The 20,062-nt window shown below is 50.8% G+C and carries 17 protein-coding genes; 2 read left to right on the forward strand and 15 right to left on the reverse strand.

Annotation, left to right across the window (positions count from 1 at the left end; translation table 11 throughout):
- Window positions 1–14: 14 nt before the first annotated feature.
- The 10 genes from ACFQ1C_RS11305 to tamA all read right to left on the reverse strand — a co-directional run bounded on the left by ACFQ1C_RS11305 (window position 15) and on the right by tamA (window position 14,116).
- A complete protein-coding gene (locus ACFQ1C_RS11305; RefSeq protein ID WP_379558721.1) occupies window positions 15–293 on the reverse strand; it encodes a chaperone NapD in 279 nt (92 codons plus the stop codon).
- Window positions 294–317: 24 nt separating this feature from the next.
- Complete coding sequence (gene napF, locus ACFQ1C_RS11310) at window positions 318–803, reverse strand: ferredoxin-type protein NapF (RefSeq protein ID WP_379558722.1); 486 nt, start codon at window positions 801–803, stop codon at window positions 318–320.
- Between the two features lie 544 nt (window positions 804–1,347).
- Window positions 1,348–2,640, reverse strand: a complete 1,293-nt coding sequence (locus tag ACFQ1C_RS11315; protein ID WP_379558723.1) for an NAD(P)/FAD-dependent oxidoreductase — start codon at window positions 2,638–2,640, stop codon at window positions 1,348–1,350.
- 281 nt (window positions 2,641–2,921) lie between these two features.
- On the reverse strand, window positions 2,922–3,947 hold the full coding sequence (gene nagZ, locus ACFQ1C_RS11320; protein ID WP_379558724.1) for a beta-N-acetylhexosaminidase: 1,026 nt from the start codon (window positions 3,945–3,947) through the stop codon (window positions 2,922–2,924).
- 489 nt (window positions 3,948–4,436) lie between these two features.
- Window positions 4,437–5,267, reverse strand: a complete 831-nt coding sequence (locus ACFQ1C_RS11325; protein WP_379558725.1) for a phosphotransferase — start codon at window positions 5,265–5,267, stop codon at window positions 4,437–4,439.
- Entirely contained in the window at window positions 5,257–5,871 is a 615-nt protein-coding gene (locus ACFQ1C_RS11330; protein ID WP_379558726.1) for a penicillin-binding protein activator LpoB, read from the reverse strand. Before ACFQ1C_RS11330 ends, ACFQ1C_RS11325 begins: the two co-directional genes overlap by 11 nt.
- 245 nt (window positions 5,872–6,116) lie before the next feature.
- Window positions 6,117–6,467 (reverse strand): purine nucleoside phosphoramidase, encoded by a 351-nt coding sequence (hinT, locus tag ACFQ1C_RS11335; protein ID WP_379558727.1) that lies wholly within the window; start codon window positions 6,465–6,467, stop codon window positions 6,117–6,119.
- A gap of 196 nt (window positions 6,468–6,663) precedes the next feature.
- Window positions 6,664–8,481, reverse strand: coding sequence for a PglL family O-oligosaccharyltransferase (locus ACFQ1C_RS11340; RefSeq protein ID WP_379558728.1), 1,818 nt, complete (start codon window positions 8,479–8,481; stop codon window positions 6,664–6,666).
- A gap of 236 nt (window positions 8,482–8,717) precedes the next feature.
- Complete coding sequence (tamB, locus tag ACFQ1C_RS11345) at window positions 8,718–12,404, reverse strand: autotransporter assembly complex protein TamB (RefSeq protein WP_379558729.1); 3,687 nt, start codon at window positions 12,402–12,404, stop codon at window positions 8,718–8,720.
- Entirely contained in the window at window positions 12,401–14,116 is a 1,716-nt protein-coding gene (gene tamA, locus ACFQ1C_RS11350; protein WP_379558730.1) for an autotransporter assembly complex protein TamA, read from the reverse strand. Before tamA ends, tamB begins: the two co-directional genes overlap by 4 nt.
- Window positions 14,117–14,318: 202 nt before the next feature.
- On the opposite strand from tamA, the gene mobB reads away from it, so the two are divergent.
- On the forward strand, window positions 14,319–14,864 hold the full coding sequence (gene mobB / locus ACFQ1C_RS11355) for a molybdopterin-guanine dinucleotide biosynthesis protein B (RefSeq protein ID WP_379558731.1): 546 nt from the start codon (window positions 14,319–14,321) through the stop codon (window positions 14,862–14,864).
- On the opposite strand, the gene ACFQ1C_RS11360 is transcribed toward mobB, so the two are convergent.
- Entirely contained in the window at window positions 14,815–15,393 is a 579-nt protein-coding gene (locus tag ACFQ1C_RS11360; RefSeq protein ID WP_379558732.1) for a peptide-methionine (S)-S-oxide reductase MsrA, read from the reverse strand. The two genes, mobB and ACFQ1C_RS11360, sit on opposite strands and share 50 nt — an antisense overlap.
- Window positions 15,394–15,479: 86 nt before the next feature.
- On the opposite strand from ACFQ1C_RS11360, the gene ACFQ1C_RS11365 reads away from it, so the two are divergent.
- Window positions 15,480–16,199, forward strand: coding sequence for a DUF1499 domain-containing protein (locus ACFQ1C_RS11365; protein ID WP_379558733.1), 720 nt, complete (start codon window positions 15,480–15,482; stop codon window positions 16,197–16,199).
- Between the two features lie 381 nt (window positions 16,200–16,580).
- Here ACFQ1C_RS11365 and ACFQ1C_RS11370 read toward each other — a convergent pair whose 3' ends face one another.
- The 4 genes from ACFQ1C_RS11370 to ccoG all read right to left on the reverse strand — a co-directional run bounded on the left by ACFQ1C_RS11370 (window position 16,581) and on the right by ccoG (window position 20,018).
- Complete coding sequence (locus ACFQ1C_RS11370) at window positions 16,581–17,645, reverse strand: metal-dependent hydrolase (protein ID WP_379558734.1); 1,065 nt, start codon at window positions 17,643–17,645, stop codon at window positions 16,581–16,583.
- 77 nt (window positions 17,646–17,722) lie between these two features.
- Window positions 17,723–18,121 (reverse strand): septal ring lytic transglycosylase RlpA family protein, encoded by a 399-nt coding sequence (locus ACFQ1C_RS11375; RefSeq protein ID WP_379558735.1) that lies wholly within the window; start codon window positions 18,119–18,121, stop codon window positions 17,723–17,725.
- Window positions 18,122–18,251: 130 nt separating this feature from the next.
- On the reverse strand, window positions 18,252–18,572 hold the full coding sequence (locus ACFQ1C_RS11380; RefSeq protein ID WP_379558736.1) for a DUF4144 family protein: 321 nt from the start codon (window positions 18,570–18,572) through the stop codon (window positions 18,252–18,254).
- 57 nt (window positions 18,573–18,629) lie between these two features.
- Window positions 18,630–20,018: a cytochrome c oxidase accessory protein CcoG gene (ccoG, locus tag ACFQ1C_RS11385; protein WP_379558737.1), complete on the reverse strand. Its 1,389-nt coding sequence runs from the start codon at window positions 20,016–20,018 to the stop codon at window positions 18,630–18,632.
- Window positions 20,019–20,062 lie beyond the last annotated feature (44 nt).

The raw sequence follows: 20,062 nt of genomic DNA on the forward strand, positions 1-20,062 counted from the left end.
CTTCAGATCCAGTATTACAATGCGGTGGTAATAACTTCATCATCGAGTTCAGTCTCAATTTGATGAAAAATGAGCGCCACGCTTAATACGTGATCAAGCTGATTTATCGCATCAATGGTGTCGGTGATATAACCTTGATTTTGGGTTTCAATCACCACCACTAACTTCCCTGCTGCACTTTCACCGTAAATTTCGGCACCATCAAAAGACTCAATCTGGCGTTTAATGGCGCTCAAATGTTCTGGCACCGCGTGAACGACTAAACTTGAAATATGAACTTCATTAAGTGACATTAGCGCTCTCTTATTAAGTAACCTTTAAGTGGCTGTGATGGTGATGGCTGAGGTTGGGCATACCGACACACACGCCCCGCATCCCGTGCAACTGTTCATGTCTATTTGTGGTTGTGCGACTGTTCCTACTGCCAGCTTGAAGCTAATGGCAAAGGGTTCACAGCTGTCACCACAACTTCGACAATCCACCTTCTGTTTCGCTAAGCAGCTGTCTTCAATAACCGCCTTCGCCTGCCAAGCTGGTTGGGTTTTAGGCAAAAATAACGGTTCAGGACACGCCTGCGCGCATTGATAACAAAAGGTACATTCGCCGAGTTGAAAGTCTACACGCGGAAAGCCCCCATCTGAGGGGCGAATAATCTGCGTTGGGCATTGCTTTACACACTCACCACATTGAGTACATAAATCAGTAAATTGTGCTTCTTTTACCCATGGCAGCATGGGCCTGTCTGTGACCTTTCGTCGAGTAAGCAGTTGGCGTCTTGAAAGGTTAACTTGAGCGTGTGACATGCCAAATACCTTGTCGAAAGTGAGAAGTTAAGCACTATGAAAATTTTTATATTCAGTGCTTTATTAAGCTAGATACTAGTGTAGTTTTAATAAACAAAGCTGAATAGCCACAAAGTGGTATTTGAGAGGTAACATTGATTTAGATCAATTAATTCAGCAATAAAGGTCACACCTCGTTTAGCACATTAAAAAAGCGGAAAGGCTGCCCTTCCCGCTTAGGTAATATTCTGTCACTAATGTGCATTCCGAGGCGCGCTTGCCGTTATCGTCACCCTCGCACTTTACCGTCACCCCTGCATTTTACCGTCGCGGGAATGACGGCAGAACTAAGCCTGTTAAGCGGCATTACTTAAGAGACAGGCTTCAAGCCTGTCTCTTAGTCACATCTTTTGATTGCATTAAAAATAAAAATGAGGTGGCGTAATGTAGTCGGATCGTCTTACATAACTGCCGAACAAAGGGTCTTCTTCACAAGCACAAAACCGAGACTAAACGCCAAACCTGTGGGCTTGGTCTGGCTTTTCCTCTCCCCCCTTCACCGTAATTAATGCAATTTCAGTCTTGGGCGTAATAAGCGGTTGATGCGCCCTACTAGCATCATTAAGCCAGTGCGAATGTAGCCGTGCAGCGCTACTTGGTGCATGCGATATAAAGAGACGTAAACGGTACGAGCAACAAGGCCTTCAACCATCATGGTGCCACGCATCAGGTTACCCATTAACGAGCCCACTGTCGTGTAGCGGCTGAGGTTAACTAATGAACCGTGATCTTTATAAACATACGGCTTAAGAGGTTTATTGCTCAGCTGGGCACGAATATTTCTGTAAGCCAAACTGGCCATTTGGTGAGCCGATTGGGCTCGTGGCGGTACCGCTTTGCCATTCTCTTGCATGCAGTGGGCGCAATCTCCAATCACATAAATATTTTCATCACGGGTAGTTTGCAGCGTCGTGTTCACCGTGAGCTGATTATTACGGTTATTTCCTAGCCCACCTATATCTTTTAAAAAGTCGGGTGCCTTAATGCCCGCAGCCCACACCATGAGCGTAGCAGGGATCAGTTCACCGCTTTTAGTGACTAGCCCTTTGTCGGTAGCTTCTACTACCATGGTATTAGTGCGAACATCGACTCCGAGTTCACGCAACTCTTTTTGCGCCGTGGCGGCAATGCGATCGGGCAAGGCAGGTAGAATACGCGGGCCAGCTTCTACTAATGTCAGTCGCAAACAGCTAGAGCTGAGGTTTTTAAAGCCATACGCACCTAGGTGCTCCACCGCATTGTACAACTCGGCCGACAATTCAACACCAGTTGCTCCGCCGCCAACAATCGCAATATCCACTTTATCTTCCGACAATTCACCTTCGCCGTATTGCATAAAACGGTTCATTAGCTCGTCATGAAAGTGCTCGGCCTGTTGCGGACGGTCTAAGAAAATACAGTTGTCACTCACACCCTTAGTACCAAAATCGTTAGAGACTGAGCCAATGGCCAGCACTAAAATATCATATTCTAGGGTGCGCTCAGACAACATTGGCTTGCCACTTTCGTCCAGCATGGCCGCAAGGGTAATGGTTTTAGCGTCACGGTCGATGTTGCTCAGTGAACCCAGATGAAAACTAAAGCCGTGGTTATGAGCATGAGAACGATAGCTTAAGGCATCTATGCCTGCATCCATCGCGCCTGCTGCCACTTCGTGTAACAGTGGCTTCCACAAATGGGTGCGATTTCTGTCGACCAGCTTGATTTCTGCTTTGCCTTTACGGCCCAGCTTTCGCCCCAGCTTAGTCACCAGCTCCAGTCCACCGGCACCGCCGCCCACTACGATAATTTTTGTCATTCATCTGGTCCTTAAACAAGATAGTAAAACCTAGGGATATAAGCGCACCAAGGGTTGTGCCTGTAGCACTAACTGCAAGCAGAACGGATATGGTTATAGCTATAGATTCTGTTGATGAGGTAACTCTAACAAGAAAGGCAAAAAGTTGTGACTTAGATCACAACTTTATCTTTGCATAAAATGCATTACGGATCATTATTTTTAGCGTCTGTCTGGCGTTTTTTTTCGTACTGCGCTCGCCACTATTGAGCACCAACAATACACTGCTAACTAGTGCTCAATTAACGATCAAGAAAACGCTTCATCCGCTCGCTGGCTGCGCGCCATTGCGCACTGCGCATTATCTCAGCACCTTTAGCCGTACGACCACGTAACGCAGAAAAATCGCAGTTCAGATCATGGGGTAAGGCATCGATAATCTCGACGGCACCTTTTCTGTGGTTACAGGCCAGCAATAAGTCGCAACCTGCCAGTAGCGCACTGTGAGCACGTTCTGCATAACCGCCTACTACCGCAGCACCCTCCATGGTCAGATCATCACTAAAGATCAGCCCCTTAAAGCCTAGCTGCTGGCGTAACACCTGCTTCAGCCAGAATTCAGAGAAACCCGCCGGGTTGGCATCTACTGCCGCGTAAATCACATGGGCCGGCATTATGCCTTGCACTAAGCCTTGGCTAATCAAGGCTTTAAACGGCGCCATATCCAGCTCGGCTATGGTGTGAAAGTCGCGTTCATCCACCGGGCTTTCTTTGTGGGAATCGGCGCGTACACTGCCATGGCCCGGAAAATGTTTGGCCACGGCGGCCATGCCCGCATTGTGCATACCCTGAATATAAGCGCGCGCATGAATGATCACCTCTTCAGGATCACTGCCAAAGCTGCGATCGCCAATCACTTCGCTGCCGCGCTCTAAATCTAATACCGGGGCAAAGCTAAGATCAATGTCATGAGCTAATAGTTCTGCCGCCATCAGCCACCCCGCATCTTCTAATAAGGTTATTTTATCTGCGCCCATGTACTGAGCTAATTGGCCGGGAGCTGGCAGTGGAAAAAAACCGGCACGAAAGCGCTGCACTCGCCCGCCTTCGTGATCTACGGTGAGCAATAATCCGGGCTTTACGGCACGAATCGCTTTCACTAAGGCGCTAAGCTGGGCACGGTCGTGGTAGTTACGACTAAAAAAAATAACGCCACCTACCGCAGGGTGCGCTAACAGTTCTCGCTCTTCGGCGTCTAGTTCATAGCTATTTACATCAAGAATAAAGGGGCCCATTGCCACTCCCATTGCCGCCGCATGGCGGTACATATTTAAAATCCGTGAGGTGTGATGCGTCAAGAGTGAAGGGATAAACCTGACCCAACTCCGAAATAACTTAAAGCTCTCTTCGCCACGGAATCCACAGAACCCACGGAAAAATAGAGATAAAATCTGAAAAAATATTTTATGGGTAAGAGCCAAAAAAAGCAGCGCGCAGTGCAGGCGTCCAGCTAACATAGAAAGCTACCCTGTGCGGTGCTGTCTTACCGGACTTGATCCGGTATCTCGCACTTAGCACTAAAACAGCAAAGCGAGATCCTGACCTTCGTCAGGAAGACGGCTTAAACAAAAATCCTTCGCCCTTTGTCTTCCTCAGTACAGGGAGCTGGGCGCTATCTCTTGCTTTTTCTCTTACCAATAAGATCTCTTGGTGTTTTTCGCTTTTATCCCATCTTAATTTTTCCGTGGGTTCCGTGGATTCCGTGGCAAAAAATGGTTTGGTTTTTAAGTATTGGAGCGGGTGTCATCTTGTTCCCTTCACCCTTCACCCATCACCAACTTAGCTAATTTAATCAGTGCTTGTTGCTGCATGTCGAGGTATTCCGCTTTGGCCGTTTGCTGATATTGCAGCGCTGCCCACAAGGCGGTTAGCCATTGTACCCAAGGTAAACGGGCCTGAAAACGGACTTCGCTAACCTTGCCGCCAGCCAGATTATAAGCGGCCAATAACGCCTGCTGTTGCGCCGCGTTAAGATTAAAACTGTCGCTAATCACCGCCAATTCAAAGGCGGCATCACCATAAGCCGCATACTCCCAGTCCAGCAGCCAAGGACGCTTACCCAGCACATTGGCAGCGTTAATGTCGTGATGACACAGCACCGGATGAAAAGGCAAGTTCAAGGCAGACTGGGCAAAATAAGGTATATATCCGGCAAGTTCAGGCGCTAGCGGAATTAATTGTCGACAATAATGCGCCGCTTGGGCTGATAAATCTAACAGTGGTAGTGTCGCGCTTAACTGATGCAGCCGAGCAACCGATTGCATCAGGGTATTAACATCGCCGGGCGCTTGCAGCCAGTCGCTCTCGGTCAGCCAATCAAGCAACAATAACCCGCGCTGTGGCTCTGCAAAATGCACCTTGGGTGCTAATCCTGCTTGAGCTGCCGCTTGATGGGCACGCAACTCATGCTCTCGATTAATGCCTAACGCCTGAGCGTGAGGACTGCCTTGGCGCAACCAGTAACAGCCTTGTGGCGTATCAAGTCGCCAGCAGCGATTGGTATAACCGCCCGCTAGCGGTGTTAGCTGCCCCCAAAAGCGTGAGGGCAACTGCTCTAGCAGTAAGTTCGCCGGTAAGTTAGCGTCCACTCACGCTATCAGACCAAAGCAGTTCGCCGCTTGCCAGCTCCATTAATTGTCCGTGCAACTTCATGGTACTGCCACTGCGGGTAAGCTCGGTCGACAGTAAATAGTCGGCACCACTTTGTTTACCTAAACGCACCAAGGCTGCCATGTCGGCTCGGCCACCTTGATAGGCCAGCTGTTGGCGCAAACTACTAACTTTAGCTCCGTCGGCAAAGTTCAGCTGTCCGCTTAAGCTAGCGCGCAGCCGTGCAGTCAGTCCACTGGTGTCCACGGGGCTGCCTGCTTGGTTAGTAATATTATTCAGCAACACCGGCCCTGTCACTTCATTCAATGCGGTGCTGTTTTTAAGCTTAGCGGCTAAGCCATCCACCAATCGCTCGAGACTGGCGTTTCGCACTTCGGGGATAGGTGACGGTGGAGCCGAAGGCATTTCAATAACTGGCGGCTGAGTGGGCGGTGATAATACCGGTGGTGGCAGCGGCTGGCTTGGCTGGCTTGGGCCGGTGGGTTTAACCGGTGCCGGTTGCGAAGAGTATGGATTGGTCATGCTACAGGCAGCAACGGCCACTGAGGCGGCGAGTATTAATGTTAAGCGAAATACGTTCATCCAGCGTCCTTATTGATTCATTTAAGATTAAAGACTTCTTAGCCACGGAATACACGGAAAAATAAAGACCAAGCTCTTCGGGTAACTGTACGTTTTAAGCCATACGCTATCAGTAAAAAAGACAGTGTTTGTCTTTAACTTACGGCATACAGCGTAAGGCGTACCGCCATTTATTATTCTCTTCGTCTGTGTATTCCGTGGCAAAATGCTCTTTATACCGAACTCGTCACGGTCATTTGGCTAACTTATTTAGCTAACAGGGGGCCCAGTCCTCGGCCACCGAGTAGGTGCATGTGAATGTGATACACCTCTTGGCCACTGTCGCCATTACAGTTCATGATCAAGCGATAACCGCTTTCATCTATGCCCGCCTCGGCCGCCAGTTTGCGGGCCACGGTAAATAATCGCCCTAATGCCAGCTCGTGCTCGGCTTCTACGTCGTTGACGGTGGGGATTAATACATTAGGAATAATGAGTATATGAGTGGGAGCTTGTGGCGCAATATCGCGAAAGGCGGTCACAAGTTCGTCTTGATACAGAATGTCGGTAGGAATTTCTTTACGGATAATCTTACTGAAAATGGTTTCTTCTGCCATTACGCATCTCCTTGAATGATCAGTCACCAAACCGCGCTCTTAGCGCTGCAGTCAGACTCGCCATTATAGCCTTGTTTGTCGTCAAAGAATGTAGCCACTTGGATTTAAAAATACGAGGAATCAAGCCCACCCGCAGCACGGAATGCTTATCGCTATTTTGTTCTCCTCAACATTCAACACTCTCGTCTAGCGAGTATTAATACGCGCCGCCAATGGCAGGCCGCAAATTATCGTATAGCGGAATGGCATCGTTCAACTCGGCGGCAGTCATATTAGGCGTTAACTCGCCAAGATGATTTCTGGCATGTTGAATTCGGGTGCTGCGCAGTAACTGCACATTCGGGTATAGCCGCCGCGCTTCGCTTAACAGTTGCTGGGCCTCATCTTCGTGCCCAGCACTGCCCAATGCTAAATAGGCGTTGTAGTAAACCCCCGCTCTGGGAGTATGAATCACAAAACGCCGCGCCCAGGCGGCATAGTCCAGTAGCCCAGCTGGCTCTTGATTTAACAGTGCATGGGTTAACTGCCAATGATGGCGATAAAAGGCCGCTCTGTCATACCAGATTAACGGGTTGATCACCGCTTTTAACTCCGCTTCGGTATGGTCGTCGTTTTGTGCATAACGGGTTAGTTGCTGGCCGGCGTACAATCCCAAGGCCATAAACAGCATCAGCCCCACCCCCCATGCCCTGACTGGCCAGCGAGTCCACTGCGGTGGTGCGCGAAGCAAGCGGCGCTGGCCATATTGAGCATCCATCACATAAAGCAATACCAACACCATAAACCAATGCGGCAGCGAGTGATAAAAAGGAAACTCGGTTTGGCTATGAATAAAAATAGGAGCAAGCACCCCAATCCAAGCCAAGCTCTGTACTAATGGCAATCGATAAAGCAACCGCAACACTAATCCGCTCATGATGATCAGCCCCAGCAAAGGTAAGATTCCACCTTCAATAGCCCACAGTAGAAATTCGTTATGCGGGTGTCCCATTTCGGTAAACAGCGGCTTAACCCCCGGCGTTAATTCGCGCCAAGTGGCATAGGTGCGATAAAACGCCGACTCAAAACTGCCATAACCAAAGCCAAACCATGGTTTGTCTAACCACATGCGCATGCCGTGTGCATAAATATCAAAGCGGCCATCGGCTTCGGTATAAATGCTGAGGCTACGCTTACTCATGTCGAAGACATCGAGGCCAAATACGCCTAATACAATGCCAATGGGAATTAATAGTAAGCTTGCCAGCAAGCGTTTAGATCGGGTTTTAATCAGGGTTTGCCACAGCAAAGGTTGTAACAACAACAACCCAAACAACAGACCAAGTTGGCCTGCCCGCGATTGTAGTAAGACTATCAATATCGCGCCGGCTCCTAAAACAGTCGAGAACCACACCGATTTAAGTAAAAACCAACGCTTGGGCGTTTTTGCTTCGTGTAGCCACAAGTAAATAGCCAGTACCATGCCGGTGGCTACAAAACTGGACATCACATTACGGTGCTGAAAAATGCCATACGGGGAGCGTACTTCGGTGTTATAGCCAAACCAATTACCCGGCTCCAACACAAAAAACTGTGCCATACCTAAGAGAATTTCAACGCTGACTGCACCTTGCAAGCAATACAGTAAATAGCGACGCCCCCGCTCATTAAAACGACACTGTTGCAGAGCAAGATAAAATACTAAGCCGCCGAACAACCCCAGCATGCGTGGCAAGGCGTGGCCGGCTACCGAGTTATTATGCAGATAAAAGAAGGGCACCCACAGTAAGGTGCTGGCCACAACAAGCCCTAACCAAAGGCGGGTGGTCAGTAGGCGACGACGTTGCCAGTTCCATAGGCCGAGGGCCGTCATTAGGCCAATAAAAAGCCAGCCCATCACGTTAAAGGGCAGCTGTAAGCCAATGCCAAATAAATGTGGTAAGTATAGATGCATCGCCAACAGGGAGTAAAAAGCCATGCAAGCCAACATCGTTTGGGCCAGCCGTTCCTGTCGCAATAAAGGCGAAAACGTCATTAAGCGTATACTCGCGTGCTGAAACAATTTACAAAGCACTACTTTACCCAAGGTCTATATAAAAAGCATGAGCCATTAAGCGTGCAACGGGCAGATTCTGCCACATGCAATTGGTGAAGCGCCAAGCACCTAGCGAGGTCCTGAATCGAGTTCAGGAAGACGGCTAATAGACAGCCCCAGCTAAAGGTGGTTGTCTATCTTTAGCTGGGCGCCGGGCGCTCGGCGCTATCAGTTGGTTAAAACTCAAACCTATAAAATAAGTCTATCGCTTGGTTTAAGCCGCTGGCTGCTTGCAGGTACAACCGCGGTAGCAGCTCGTAGCGCAAACGTAATTCACCAATCGACGAAAATACCCCCACGCCATAACCAACTTGCAGGCCTGGCAATACATAGGCACTAATATTCACTTCTGTGTCTTCACCACTGCCACCAGTGTCTAACGCCACATCCTGCAAGCCCAGCGCCTCGCCCACATTACTCACTACGCCCCCGACAGTACTGACGCCAGCGCTCAATAGCATAGACTGAACTAACGCATTACCGTCTGTTTCTCCGCCGCCGTCTAACCCTCGACCACGCAATAGATAAGACAATTGCTCGGCCTGTGGCATACCCGGTTCTGAAAACACCTTAAGCTTAGGTTGACTCGCGTTACCTGTTACCTGCACCCCCACCGTAATGCCGCTATCCGACATGCTTGATGGATTACGAATCGCTTCTACTCTTAAGTTAGGCACATCCAGCGGTCCGTTGAATAAAATGCTGCCTTCGCGGATCAGTAAATTTTGGCCATAGGCTTTAAACTTACCGTCCACTAGGCGGATTTCGCCATTACTGCGCATGGGCCGATTGGGGTTTTGCACAATGTTCAACTTGCCTTCCAGCCGAGTATCTAGGCCAAAGGCTTCTAGTCGCACATCTTCGGTGATAATCACATTAAGACGTATATCGACCGGCAATTTAGGGGCGACTGTTTCGGGAATAATGCCCGAGGGCTGTACTATTATCACATCCGACGACAGCCCCACTGCACTTTCTGGTAACTCTTTTACTTCGATACGCGCCCAAGGAATGATGATATCGCCGCGGATTTTGGCCTCTTCGCCTAGGGTAATCTGCATATCTGGGCTCACTCGCACTCGGCCCATACCCGGATAACCCGCCTCCAACTCACGGCCCTTTAGGCGAATTTCGCCACTCACCGGCAGTTCACGCCAGTCGAGTTCACCGCTGATATTTAGCGGCCCGCCGCCCACCTTAAGCTGGCCGTTAATAGTGGCATTGGTGCCTCTAATATCGAGACGAGTAGTAAAGTCACGCACCTTGACCATGTCCGCATAGGTGTCTACTTCGCCGCCACTTAGGCTAATATTGCCAAATAATAAGGGCGCAGCTAGGGTTCCTTCTAATCGCGCTTGCCCCGCCAGCGTGCCTTGCAGCCGTGCAACTTCTGGCAATAGCGGTGCCAACCAGTCTAATTTAAGCTGGTCGATATTCAGGTTACCGCTTAGCGCCCGCCGGCCTTTCAAATCGGCCACATTGGCGTTAACTGTAAGTTGTCCCAACTGAGTAGAGCGAAAGGTCAACGCCGATTGCAATCGGTTATCGGCCATATCACTGGTCAGGGACAGGGTTTGATAGCTCAAGCGGGTATCACCGCTAACAAAATTGCCCGGCGTAGTGCTGATATTGGCATTAAGCCGTGGTGTGCCACCGCTCCACTCTACTTTGGCTCGACCATTGAGTACCGCTTCCCACGAAAAATCGTTAGGGAAGAAAGGCTTGAGACGCGCCATATTTAGGTCGCGAATATTAAGCCCTGCCTCACCTTTCTTGGCGCCGGCATTAATGGCATCAAAACATAAAGAGGCTTCGCGTGAGCTCCAACAATGAGGCTGAGCGAGCATCCGCGCATCTTTAACGTTCATCACTAGATCTTGCTGCAGCGTCCAACGTTCAAGCGGCGTGTCCAGCACGCCCTTGTTCAGGCGTCCGCGCCAGCCGTCTTTGCTCAAGCTGCCGGTCAAGCCAAGTTCTGCCGCCAGCGGATCGCCGTTAAAGCTTAAGTCGAGCCGGTGCGCGGCTTCATTACCCGAGCCGGTCAGTTGCAGCTTATTAATGGTCATTTCGCCCGAGCGAATGCGGTCTATGGTAAAGCGCACATCACCCTTCATGTTCTCGCCGAGGCTAGCGTTGGCTTGCAGGCGAATATCACGGGCTTCATTATCGTTAAAGCCAGCTTTTTTGCCGTTGAGGTTCGCCTTAAGCTCTGGCGCTTTTAGCGCGCCGCGCACCTGAATGTTCCCGGCCAAGTCACCGTATAATCCGGGCGCGTATACCGCCAGATTAGGTGCCGACAGCACGCCATCTAGCTGCCAGCGTTCGGTGATTTCACCATTAACCGTGAGTTTATTATCACCATTGGTCAGCTGCAATTCGTTAACGCTGCCTTGCAGCTCTTGGTTCAGGGTGACCTGGCCTTTTAGTGACAGGGGGTAATCACGTAAGGTACCGTGAATATCTGGGTCGGCATTCAGCTGCCATTGTTTACCTTGCAACGCAAAGCGCGTGTCCAGCTTGCCATTAAGCTTACCGTCCATACCCGCCACAAAAGCACTGGGATCCACATCGGTCAGCGCCAGCAGCCCTTGCCAGTTAACGCCATCGGTCCAGCTGACCTTACCTTCTATCTTGGCTTCGCCCTTGGGCAGCGTCAGGGTCAAGGGCGCAATATTAGCGCTCTTTAAGTCGCCCTTGGCCGCCAGCTTTATGCCTACCGGTGGCAAGTCTGGCCCATGGGCTTCACTGCTCAGGGTCAGACGATAATCTTCAAGTCGGCCTTTCAGGCCCAACTTACCCTGTTCCAGTAGCCATTGCGGATCGGTAAACGGCCAGCCTAATTGCTGCCAGTTAAGAGAGACATCAAACGGCAGTTTAGGGTTGAGCGGCTCGGCCATTAACGTGGCCTTCGCTTTGAGTACGCCGCCCAGTGCCAGCTTGCCTTTGAGTTTGGCTAGGCTGTCCGTTAGGGTCAGATCCACGGTTTGGCCGTTGAGTTGGCCGTCCATTAGAGGTTTGCGAACCTTAGCGCTTAGCGCCAGATCCAGCGGATAATCACCGGTCAGGGTTACATCGCCGCCCAGTTTTAGCACCGCCAGCTCGTGATCCAGCTCGGCATTCACAATATTGATGGTGCTGCCTTCACCTTCCAGCTCCAGTACTAGGGCATGCAGAGCCTGAGTCTGTCCGTTTTGAATCAATTGGCTGTCGGTCAGGCTAAAGCCCTGCAACTTAATAGGAAATGGCAGTACGACTTCGGGTAATACCAGTGGAGATGTCTCGGTGCTCACCGGTTGCTTATCCGCAGACGGCGCCTGGTCATTAGGCTGTAGCGTTAAGGTCAAGCCACTCATATCGGGGCCAGTCACCACCATGCCCTCCGCATCCCAGTGCATCGCCACTTGTAGGCTTTGCCAGGCAATGGTTTGCCCGGGCAACGAAATTTTTACGCGGTTGGCACGAATATCGTCCAAGTCGATGCGCACAGGGGGGGTAAATTCAGCAAGAGGTTCAGAGGGCTGCTCCTCTTTGGCGTCGGGAAAGTGCTTGATGGTGACTTCTATGTCTTCGGCCACCAACTGTTGCAACCAAAAGCGCCGCTCCAGCAACTTGCCTAGCTGCCAATCAATAGTGACCTCTTTCGCCGAAAAGGCGAGCGAGTCTTGCTCGTAGCTCAATTCATTAAAGTGCCAACCTTGGCCTAACTGCCCCGACTCCATGGTGCCACTCAGGCCAGCTACCTGTTGCTTGGCAATGCCCCACAGCCACTGGTTTCCCACCTGAGTAAACAGCAAGCTGAACACCAACATGAGGAGTAAGCATAAACCGACGACCAAGCCGGACAGTATTCGGGTTAACATCATAAATCAGGCCCCAGAGTAAAATGAATGCGCATGGGAACTTGGTCTTCTGACACCCCAAATGCCAGATCAAGGCGCACTGGGCCCACAGGAGTTTGCCAGCGCACCCCCACCCCAGTACCCACTTTCCAGTCTTCGCTATAATCGTTGGTGGCAGTACCCGTATCGACAAAGGTGGCTAAGCGCCACTTTTCGGCTACTTTATAGTCATATTCAAGGCTTAACGCGGTGGCATATTTAGCACCTAAGCGATCGCCATTCTCATCCACTGGCGTAATAGATTGATAACTAAAACCCCGTACCGTCATGTCACCACCGGTAAAAAAGCGCAACGACGGCGGTAACTCGTCTACTTCATCGACCCACACCGCACCCTGCTCGGCACGAGCAATCACCCGCTGGCCCTCACCCACGGTGCGCAGCCATTTACTGCGGCCAAACAGTCGAATAAAACGGGTATCGGACCCCCACCAGGGCTCCGACAGCTCCAGGGTCGCGGTTTGCGCATCACCCCAGTTAGCGTCCAGCCCGCCTCGTACTCGAGTACGACTATAAGCAACGCCTGGGATCAGCAAGAAGCTCTCGGCCTCTTGCTTACCCTGGGTATAGGATTCAAATTCGCTACGAATAAACACATCGCGCGTCCAGTCGTCCAAGTCTTTATTCCAGCGGTGTATTGAGGCCACCATGCGCTCACTCTTGGTGTCGTCTTGGTCCAGCATCTGGTAGCCGCCCTGCACCGTGTAATAGTTATTGAGCGGGTTACCACGAGGAATTTTATAAACAACGGTAATATCTTGCTTGGGCGCAGATATTTTAAGGTTGGTTTGCAAGCTATGGCCTAGGCTGTTGATCCAGGGTTTATCCCAGCTGCTCGATACTCTGGGACCTTCATCGGTCGAAAAGCCCACTCCCACTTCCACTTCGTTATTAGCTTTGGCACGCAACACTACTGCCAACGGAATCTGATTATTTTCGTCGGCGTCACCCACCATGGGTAGGATTTCTACACGGCGAAAATATTGGGTGCTCGATAGCGAGCGGCTCAGCTGTGATATTCTGTTAGCTTGGTATGGGTCACCCGGCTTGATATCGACCAAGGGATCCAGCAGACGAGCAACGGGGCGGTCGCTGTCTACCTGCAGTTCACCAAACTTGTAACGAGGGCCGGAGTCAAAAATCAAGATCACATCGGCGGCAGTATCTTGTGGGTGTATCAGCACTTGGCTGTGCTGATATCGGGCATCAAAATAGCCACGAGACAGCGCAAGGCTGAGCAGGCTGGCCTTAGTTTTTTCGTAAATATCATGTTGAAACACATCGTCTTGGTGCAAAGACAGCTGGCTGACCAATAATTCAAACCGAGGATCGGTTTGCGACTCGCCCTCAAGCGTTATGTTTAGCTCACGAATGCGCACTGGCTCGCCGGCCTTCACTTGTACTAACACCCGTGCGGGCTTGTCTTTATCGACGGTAATTTCAATGTCAGGGCTGTAGTAGCCCAGCGCCTGTAGGCTGGTGATCACCGCCGTTTGAATATCTTTACGAAAACGCGGTAATTGCTCAACTTCAATGGGCGGCAACTGATCCAAATAAATTCGGGTATTGTCTTTTAAGTCACCTTTTAGGCCTTTTAAGCTAAAGCTCACCTCTTCAGCCTTTACACCCAGGCTGAGCAATAGTAAGACCACCAATCCCCATGATCTTTTATTCATAGCACACCCTATTTTTATAAGTTATATGTTTTCAAACTGTTTTGGCTACCCGCACTACTTATGCTGTTTATCCTACCAACCTTCAACACGCATGGGCTCGCTGAAAGTTTTTATACTTAGCTCGCCACTATTTAGTTATCTACTAGGGCGCCTTGACGTGGCACACTGGCCGTTATAATCACTTGGTATGCTAGGGCTTGCTATGTTTGCGTCTTCTGGTAGTTACTCTTTATTAGGCTTTGCCGGTTTTAGCGGCAGCGGTAAAACCACTTTGTTACGTCAGTTAGTCAGTTTGCTTACTCAGCATCAACTGCGCATTGGTATTATTAAGCATACTCACCACGATGTAGAGCAAGACTTACCGGGTAAAGACAGCTTTGAACTGCGCCATGCCGGTGCCAGTCAATGCTTACTGGCAGGGCCATATCGTAGCATTCTCACTTATGAAAATGCCAAACAACAAGAGCCAAATTTAAAGGAATCCCTTTCGCGTCTCAATTTAGACCAGCTTGACTTGGTGTTAGTAGAGGGGTTTCGTGAGGCGCCTATGCACAAAATAGAGGTACATCGGCCTAAGTACCACAAACCCTTACTGTGCTTGCATGATCCCCATATTTTGGCGGTGGCAACGGATGAGCCTAGTTTAACGGCCCCCGTGCCACTATTGGATTTAAACGATGCCAGCGCGATTGCCGATGTTATTGTGCACTGGTGGCAAACGGGCCGCCTGCAAGTGCCGACAAAGTAAGACGCTCACCCGCCGGATAGCCACACATTCGGCGATAACCGCCATACAACAGTGAGTGTCGCTGGTAATACTGTTGATGACGTTTGGCCGCTGGGGTGAAAGAGCCGGCTGGCAAAATACGTACTCGCACGCGTTTATCCTGCTCTAGTGCTATTTTAGCGCGGCTTTGCTGAGCAAAACGCTGCTGCAGTGCCGTTTGCACATATAGAGCAGGGCTATATTGTTGCCCACGATCGCAAAACTGTCCTTCGCCATCAAAGGCATCTATGGCAGCCCAATATAAGGTGAGTAGCTTGCCGTAGCTAATATGTTGCGGGTCATACTCCAGTCGCACGGCTTGGCGACGCTGTTCTCGTCTGCTAGTTGGTACCCAACCGACGGTAATATCTGTTACACCTGCTCGATTGGCAAACAACGCTTCCATCACCCAAAAACTGCCCCCAGCAAACACCGCCTGTGCTGCGCGGGTTTGTGCCGGCAACACGGCCATAAAACTCAACAGCAACATCGTAATGGTTTTTCCAAACACTGATTTGCTCCTTTACAAGCCCGTTGCGCTTACCCATAGTTAGGGTCTGTTGACCTTCCATGCGTATGCTAACTGATTGAAATAAGATGGAAACACTTTTTATTTATCGCTGGACACTCGGTTCTTTGCTCTGCTTACTGCTGCCTTTGGTCGGCATAGTAGGTACGCGTTTGCACTGGTGGCCTTATTATGTAGGCCTGTTATGGCTAGTTGCAGCGCTGGCCTGTGCCTTGCTGCTATTACCCTTGGCTTTGTGGCAACGCCAGTGGCTAGCCACAGCATCGCCCACCCTGCTGATACTGCTGGTACTGCCCTTTATGATTAAGGCCTTCACACTGCCAGCCATTCATGACATCAGCACAGACACTCAAACGCCTCCCACCCTCACAGCCGCAACTACCTTGCGATCCGGTGGCGATCACAACACCGATTATGCCGGAACCACCGTAGCACAGCAGCGAGCGACGTGGCCTGAGATACAACCCTTGATAATACAACAACCCATCAAGCAGGTGCATGCTCAGGTACAAGCGCTTATTGCCCAGCGGGGCTGGACCATAACGGCGAATAGCGACACCCAGCTAGAAGCGGTCGTCAGCAGCACTTTGTTTGGGTTTCGCGACGATATAGCCATTCGGCTAACCCCCGTAGAGCCCACTGCCGTTAGCAATGATGTGCACGACTTAAACTCGGAACAATCGGCAACTAAGGTCGACATGCGCTCTGCATCTAGAGTGGGGGAAAGTGATTTAGGCGCCAATGCCGAGCGCATTCGTGCCTTTTTGATCGAGCTAAATCAGCTTTAACTTAATATGCCCTCACGTTTTAACTATCAGGATTCAAAAAGGGGTCGGGGTCATTTTGCATATTTTTATAGCGAAATGACCCCGACCCCTTTTTATACCCCCCACTGTGATGACCTTGTATCTGGCTTCTACCATTAAGGTCACCTTCAGATTTTCTCACTATTTTTCCGTGGATTCAGTGGATTCCGTGGCAAAAATATCTTGAGTTACTGAAATAAAAACTAACAGCCAACCGACAGTACCACAGGAGTTATGAGCAATTACTTAAGTAACCCCGCATAACAGGTGTAGTTCTGTCGTCATTCCCGCCTTAGCGAGGGTGACGATAAAGGTAAGCTAGCCACATAATCCATATAAGTTATGCGTGATTACTTATGGTGCTTATTTTAAGGCCTTATCTGCAACTGGGTAGTCCAACTGGCTGTCTGCCAACCAACGTGGCAACGACGGCAAAGGCTCTCCTTGAGCACGACGCCACAGCCAATGCAGCGCCGGCTTTAGCGGCAAGCGCGTACTAATTTGTTGCGGCTGGGGCAAGGGCTGCCACTCTAAGGTTGGCCCTTGCTCTGCCACCACAAAGTTGAACACATAACCGGGCTCTTGGCCCATGCGCAAGTCGGTGATCATCAGCTGCCCTTGCTGTTCGCTCATCTTAAAGTAGCCTTTGCTAAACCAAGCCAAGCGCGCTACCGCAGGATGCTGTTGCCACGCCTGATACAAGCTGTTGCCTCGGTCGTGTTCGCTAAACACCGGAGGCTCTCGGTCAAACAATGAAATAAAGCCCTCACTGTACCCCTGTGGCGTGATCACCAACACCCGCCATAACAGGGTATTGAATGCGGTGGGAGTTACCAGCCGTTGCTCAACCTGAACGCCCTGCTCCGCCAGCCAGCGATCGGCGGTTTGCGTCACCTGCCACTGCGCCACTAGGCTCCAGCACAAATACAGGGTACTCAAATATAGACCCCAGCGGTTGGCGTTTAGCCCGCGCTGTTGCCGTCGCCACAGCGCCATCGCCAGCCCGATTAATAACGGTAGGGTATACAGCGGGTCGATAATAAAGATACTGCCGATGGCAAAGGGGTAATCGGTAACAGGCAGCGCCAACTGGGTGCCATACACCGTCATGTTATCCAGCAGTGCATGGGTAATCAGTACCAGCCAGATGGTCAGTGTCCAACTGCGCCAGTGCCCCTGCTGGCCGAGCAAGCGGCACAGTAACCAGGCCAACACTGGTGACGCTAGGCTCAGGTAAAACAACGCGTGGCTAAATCCGCGGTGAAAGGTCATATTGCTGACTGGATCACCATAATCAATCAAGACATCTAAATCTGGCAGGGTACCAAAAAAGGCGCCCACCAATGCCGAACGCCCCACCCCAGCCCGTTTGCCCATCACGGCAACCCCGATGGCGGCGCCCAAAGCTAATTGTGAAAGTGAGTCCATGATGGTTAATATCCTGTTTATTAAAAATCTAGATCGGCAAGATCCCGATTGACGCTATCGAAAGCGTTGTGCGCTGACTATTTCAGCCGCTCTACCTTTACCTTAGCGACACCGGCACGGATCATGTTTATTTCGCGCGCCGCTTGCTCAGACAAGTCGATAATACGGCCCTTGGCATAGGGGCCTCGGTCGTTAATGCGTACCACTATCGATTGTTGGTTGTTGAGATTAGTCACTCTCACGCGAGTGCCAAACGGCAAGGTGCGGTGGGCGGCTGTAAGGGCGTTTTTATTAAAGGGTTCACCACTGGCAGTTTTGCGGCCGTGATGGCGCGCGCCGTAATAGGAGGCTTTGCCCTGCTGCACACTCACCACATTTGAGCGTTCGGGCGCAACGAATGTGTTTGGATCACTACTGCAAGACTGTAGTATTATCAGCAATACTAGCCATCCATACTTTCGTAAATTAAGTGTCATAGTTTGTCTCTTAAAGCCCATGAGGGGTAAAGCAAAAACCGTGAAGAGTGAAACGTAAGAAGTTAAAGTTCAGGTATTTCACCCTGCTCTTTTTACTCTTCACGCTTTACCCTTCACGGCTTATCACTTTTTAGTGCTGCTCTAACCAGGCAACCAGTGCAATGGCATCGGCTGGGGTACGTACCTGCAACTTGCTGGTACAACAAACACCCAGGCTGGCAGCATAGCGTTGTAGCTTAATATTAAGCTGGGGCACAGATACTACCCCCTCACTATGCTGCCAGTACAGCCCGGCGCCGTTTGCATGCGACAGAACATGGGCATGACCGTGACTATCGAGCAAGCGGTCTCCCGCCTCCAGTCGATGTTCAGTCACCTCATCAAAGCCTGCCGCCCAAGCATAATCATGGCCTTGGGCAAACTCGATAATCACCGGCCACTGAATTACCACTGCATATTCCTTTAGTCCGATTGAGTCATTAAACTGGTGATTTAGTGTAACACCTGGTTAGCGCCCTGAGCTGAAAAACTGGCTGCCGGCATGCACCTGCAGTTCGTCATTACCGGCCACAAACTGAATCGAGTACTTGGACTCGGATAACAGATAAGGGTCTGCTGCAAGGCTAACGGGCAGGTAGATAATTTCCCCTGCCCGTACCGTGACAGTCTCTGCTCCTACCCAATGTAATGCATCTATTCCCTCTACGCGCACCCAATAGTGCTGTGGCTGCTGAGTCCGGTTAGACAGTTTGAGAATATAGGTGTTTTCCACCCAGCCTTCCGTGGTCTCCCGAAACAGCTGATTGCGATCCCGCTGCACGTCTAACGCCATGGGTACTCTGCTGGCAGCGGCATACACTAGCGTCGCTAACATCAACAACAACATGATGCCATAGCCGATCAGTTTGGGTCGCCAAAGCCGGGTTTTGCCACCAGCCAGCTGGTGCTCGCTGGCATAACGAATCAGCCCGGTTGTATAACCCATCTGGCGCATCGTCTGATCGCAGGCGTCGGCGCAGGCCCCGCAGTTAATACATTCATACTGAAGGCCATCCCGAATATCGATGCCGGTGGGGCACACCTGCACACACAGATTGCAATCGATACAATCTCCCAGCTTCAGCGTAGCGACATCGGCCTTGCGTGAACGAGGTCCGCGGCGCTCGCCTCGGGTCGCGTCGTAGCCGACACTATAGGTATCTTTATCGAACATCGCCGACTGAAAACGGGAGTAAGGACACATGTGGATACACATTATGGCCCGCATCCAACCTGCATTGAGGTAGGTACAAAGGGCGAAAAATGCCACCCAAAAGGTCGGCAACAGGCCGGCAGAAAACTGCAGTAGAATGGAGCCCAACTCGGCGGCCGGTACAAAATAGGCAATAAATGTAAAGCTGCTCAAAAGAGAGATTAGCACCCAGATCAGATGTTTCCCCCCCTTGCGGGCCAGCTTGTTCAGGCTCCAGGGGGCTTTGCTTAACTGGCGGCGCTTGTTCGCGCTGCCTTCCAGTTTTTCTTCTACCCAGATAAACCAGAAGGTCCACACTGTTTGTGGACAGAGATAACCGCACCACACCCGCCCCAAAAAGACAGTAACAAGAAACAGGCCAAAGGCGGCCACCATCAAAAACAAAGCCAGCAAGGTCAGATCCTGAGGCCAGATGGTAATGCCGAAAAGATGAAAACGTTGCTGTTCCAGATCCAGCAGCAAGGCCTGCTGCCCGTTCCAACGCAACCAAGGTCCCACCATAAAAAACAACATCAGCACCCACCCCGTAAGCTGGCGTATCCGTTGCCAGCGCCCCTGCTGAGCGCGCACATAAACATGGCCCTGATCAATGGGACGGGGTTCGGTACAAACATTAACGTCAATTCGGGAAGAAAGGTTTTCCATAAGGCTCACACTGCTTGTTATGAGAAAGACAGGCCAGTACCGGA

The sequence above is a fragment of the Oceanisphaera ostreae genome (assembly GCF_042676125.1).
In the GTDB taxonomy this organism is placed as follows: Bacteria; Pseudomonadota; Gammaproteobacteria; order Enterobacterales; family Aeromonadaceae; genus Oceanimonas; species Oceanimonas ostreae.